This is a genomic window from Roseibium sp. AWQ4_254 (assembly GCF_056161025.1).
In genome coordinates this window covers 1-4169 of record NZ_JBSWYH010000068.1, presented here as the reverse complement: position 1 = coordinate 4169, position 4169 = coordinate 1, and the positions used below count along the sequence as shown (strand labels likewise).

4 protein-coding genes are annotated in these 4169 nt (G+C 58.7%); 2 read left to right on the top strand and 2 right to left on the bottom strand.

Translation table 11 applies throughout. The features are described 5' to 3' along the window. Nucleotides 1–137 precede the first annotated feature (137 nt). Nucleotides 138–2063 (bottom strand): hypothetical protein, encoded by a 1926-nt coding sequence (locus tag ACXAIC_RS24525; RefSeq protein ID WP_475187002.1) that lies wholly within the window; start codon nt 2061–2063, stop codon nt 138–140. 9 nt (nt 2064–2072) lie between these two features. Then, nucleotides 2073–2771 (bottom strand): hypothetical protein, encoded by a 699-nt coding sequence (locus tag ACXAIC_RS24520; protein ID WP_475187000.1) that lies wholly within the window; start codon nt 2769–2771, stop codon nt 2073–2075. Between the two features lie 119 nt (nt 2772–2890). On the opposite strand from ACXAIC_RS24520, the gene ACXAIC_RS24515 reads away from it, so the two are divergent. Both ACXAIC_RS24515 and ACXAIC_RS24510 read left to right on the top strand, forming a co-directional pair. Continuing rightward, complete coding sequence (locus ACXAIC_RS24515) at nt 2891–3076, top strand: hypothetical protein (RefSeq protein WP_475186998.1); 186 nt, start codon at nt 2891–2893, stop codon at nt 3074–3076. A 281-nt stretch (nt 3077–3357) separates the two neighbouring features. Next, nucleotides 3358–3837 carry a hypothetical protein gene (locus tag ACXAIC_RS24510; RefSeq protein WP_475186997.1) on the top strand — a complete coding sequence of 160 codons (480 nt, stop codon included), beginning with the start codon at nt 3358–3360 and terminating at the stop codon, nt 3835–3837. The last annotated feature ends 332 nt before the right edge of the window (nt 3838–4169 follow it).

Genomic DNA, 4169 nt, shown 5'->3' with positions numbered 1-4169 from the left:
AGCTGGTCCAAAAGGTCTTTGTCGATGCTCATACGTGGGTCTCCTCATCTCAGAGCTACCACGCCAGGGCACAGAATTCCGGACAGTCTCACCGATTCCGCCAATGTAAACGCCGATCAGCCCGACCGTGACGCGCCTTAGCTATCCCTTGGCTTGATATCATTCACGCGCAGCTCGATTTCAACAGTTCCGAACCTCGCCAACGGGCGCGGGCGCCGTCCGACACCACCCTTGGCCTTAGCCAAGAGCTCCGCCAGCGGATCACCGGTCCGCAACCCGAGAACCATATACGTGAGCCATTCCGCGAACGGGCGAGACGCAGGACCGACCAAGTCCGCCGGGATCTGGGCGGCGCTCGCAGCGTGATACCGCGCCAAATCCTCGACCAGTTGCGTCGGGATCATCGGCACACCCCTGTCGAGCAGCCCCGGGCATTGGAACATATAGAAGGACGACCCGGTCTGGCGGATCAAGTCCGTCATCTGCTCAGGTTCCAGCCTAAAGGAATTGGCTAGGCCCTTCTCCGGGTGGCTAGATTTCTTGAGCCGCAGCCGCTTCGCCTGCACGAGCGTGACGCGCTTGCCGAGCGGACGACCATCAAGATACGGATCCACGATCAGGCAGAGATCAGCGGAAAACGAGGGTGGCACCGCATTGCCCTTCGGGTTCACCCCCGGCTTCCCCTCCTCTGACTTGTCGACCGGCCGATAGTTTAGTTCGATGCTCGTGCTGCGCGCCGATCTGGTGGCCCTCGCCGTCGCCCGAAGACCGTCCCCCAAATCGCGAAAGCGGAAGGCGAGGTCGGAGAAGAAGCTGCGAAGCAGTCCCTCCTCGCCCTCCTCGCTGTGATCTCGATATTGCTGCGCGAACCTCCTCTCCTCACCGGCCACTGTTTGCTCGATGAGCAGTTCGAGGAGCCGGTCACCGATCCAGGTGGGCGAGTGTTCAGACGGAATTGGTTTGAGACCGATGCTGAAAAGCCCGCCAGCGATGGTGCTCAGACCCGGCGCCGGCCAGACTTCGTCACCGGCCAATTTGTCGAAGACAGCAAGGCGCACCATGTCCGCCCGGTACCCGACTTCTCGGTCTGGGTGGTCGACGAGTGCTTCGACGAAATCCGCATCATCTGCCTCCACCAGTCGCGTCGCTGCGAAGAGCGCAAGATCGTGCTGTTGCAGCGGGCTGCGGCTGAGCAGCGCCTCCACGGTCGCCCGGCGCAGATCTGCGTCATCACCGATAGCCTTGCGCAAACGCTGGACGTAGACTGCGCGGACGTCAGGACCTGAGGTGGAAAGCGCTCCGCCGAGGTCGAGGATCAGCCGCGCGACCTCTCTGACCGGGCCGTCGGACCGTATCGCCTCCCACGTTGCCTGCCGCATCGCCAGCGTATCGTCGGTATCCCATTCACGCTTCTCGGGAATGGCGGTCTTGGTCACGTCGGCAAGCTCGATTTCATCGCACAGGATCGCGAAGAGCTTAACCCATGGCGTCCAACCGAGCCCACGAGCCGTCGCAGCGACAAAGACGGTCGGCACGAGGTCGGCGGCGTGTCCCTCCACGGCAGGGAACGCCCGCCTGGCCTGTTGCAGATCCCGGATCTCCAAGGCGTTCACGTCGACATCGTGATGCCAGCCGGCAAGCGCTCCTTGCGACGCCGCCTCAATGATCGCCTCGATCATGGCAGCCGACTTCACTATTTCGGGCAAAACCTTCAAGACGTCGCGATGGAGGCCGTGCCTAGTTATCGCCACCTGTGCGATGTCGGCATCGAGTTCGCCCGGGCGTGACGAGAGGAGTGCCTGAAGCGCGATCGACGCACCGGCATCATTACCGTACTGTTCTTGGGAGATGGCCGCTGCCGCAGCCAAGGTTGCGACCTCTGCCGCGTCCAGCTGTGCCATCACCTCAGGGAGCTGCAGCTCTCGCGCTACATCTTCGATCTGGTTTAGATGGACGGAATCTGGACTCTCGATTCTGATTGCACGCCGACCGTGGTTCCGGGTCGGACTGTAGCGATTCAGGATGGCATAAATGGCCGGACAAGTTTCGAAGTTGGCGGTCATCGGACGATCTCAGGAATACAGTGAAGCGACAATCTGGTCCTCTCCCCAGTATGGATTGATAAAAGGGCATTCGTAGCGCGGCGCCACATGGTCGACTTTCGCAGAGTGGCAGAAGCCACGGGCGGTTTCATGGGGGTCCTCCTGAATTCTCAGAAACGCTGGATCGAACTCCGAGAACTCGAGATCGCCGACATGCCACCATACCCGCACCCATTGGTAGAGGTACTTCGAGTTACCAAAAGTGCCCAGCAAATTCACGAAGGGAGCAATGCCCCAGACGGGCGCGTTCGGGCCATAGGCCGCAGCGAACTCCACCCCCTTCGCCGAGTGGATCGTGCGCGCGGGATGCGAATCCAGTGGCGGGCTGGCCAACGCCGCCTCAAGGTCGGATGTCGATGGCAGGCGCTGCCCGATGGTTGCGGACGACACGAGACCGAGGCTCAGAACAGCGCGAGCTCTCAAGAGCCACGTTTCGGCCGACATACCTGGGACGAACTTCAGCTGCGATGCGATCTCGATGATCACGGGCCCCCAGATTGCATCGTCGACATCCTTACTGGAAACGTGCCGATGGTATACGTCGGGTGTCTGGATGTGATCTTGAACCTGGAGGACAGTGCGGTGGTGGGCGACGAGCACCTCCCGCCGGTTGCCGACACCGAAGGAGAAGTGGAAGTCGTTGACGGCCTGGGCAAGCATGAGCGTCATATGCTCCCTCTCCTTCGGCGTTGGATACTCGGGCCATATTCCGGACGCTCGCCGACTAGCCGGTCCCCGCGCGCTTCGATAGTATCGGGAATGCTCGTGACTGAGGTTTGGGAGGAAAGATGAAAAGGCGCTACCGGATCCAACGGATGGCAAACCTTAAAACGCCCGATGGAGAGAATGCCGTCTTTTATGAGGTGTGGGAGGTCTTAGAAGTTGACGGCAAAGAGCGGCAGCATCGAAACGCTGATCTTGCATTTGGAACTGAAGCCGAAGCGAAGGCTTGGATTGATAGGCAAGAGTGCTGAAACTTCCTCTCAATGCCTGCAGTCCACCCTTAGTTTGCTTCGCACATGTCAGATTTCCAACATTCGCGTCAATTCTAATGGTTTACTACCTCCGGCCCAATGCGGACATCCAGCGTTGGACATTGGTGCTGCGGTGTGACTTTTCCGAAGAAGGCGTTCGAGGAGATCAGGTGCAGCGTAATCTCGGCTCAAGCTCTTTCCAACAAGCCTCAGTTCCACAATTAAACTTTTCGGTGCAAACTGCACCTCGACACGACTTTGCGAAAAAAATGTAGTGGCGCATGAAGAACCCTTATCTCATACACGGTAGGTTGCCCGATATCATCGCCGCGCTGACTGCTATGGGCGCATACAAATTCTACAAGTTAGATTTTGAAGCGTGGGCAAACAGGATAGGTGGCCCGCGAAAAAGTGGTGAGCACTGGAAGGCCGTTTTTGAGGACCACCCAGAGTTTTTCAGGTTTGACCAAGGGAAAGCCAAGGCGTCCCTTGTTTGGCGTCGGACTTTACCGCGAGATTACGACGTCGATGGCGTTCCAGAAGTATTGCCAGATCATCAGATTCCGGGAACGCCTTATGACCGGGTGAGTCGTCGGCCCTTGGAGCCTAATGAAATCCAAGCTCTGATTTCGGTTGCGATCGAACTCCACGAGCGAGCGATCGATCAACAACGCTCCTCGCGTTGGTGGATACCAGTTCTGACCGGCGTCCTCGCTTTTGCGGGCGCTATTACCGGCGCACTGTTCTCTAGCGGAGGATGATGCAAACGACCGCAACGTCGACAGTTAGTCTCTTGGAGCCGTCGTCCTGCCCCTTTCAGTAAGTCCAGTTCCAGTCACTCCGTCTGGCGTCACTCACGGCCCATTGCTTACCTTGGAATATTCGCCATCGCTGCAGCGCAGCACTCTGCAGCCTGACATTGTCACTCCGTCGACTTGACGGCCGAACTTCTTGGAGACAGTTTTTGGCGGAAACGGGGCGGAACCGTGGTTCGCCGGACAGACTAGAGCATTTCCCAAAAAGTCTGAATCGTCTTGGGTTCCCTTTTGTGGTGAATAGTGATTCAAGCTGAGGGCTGGACAAGGAGGCCAGC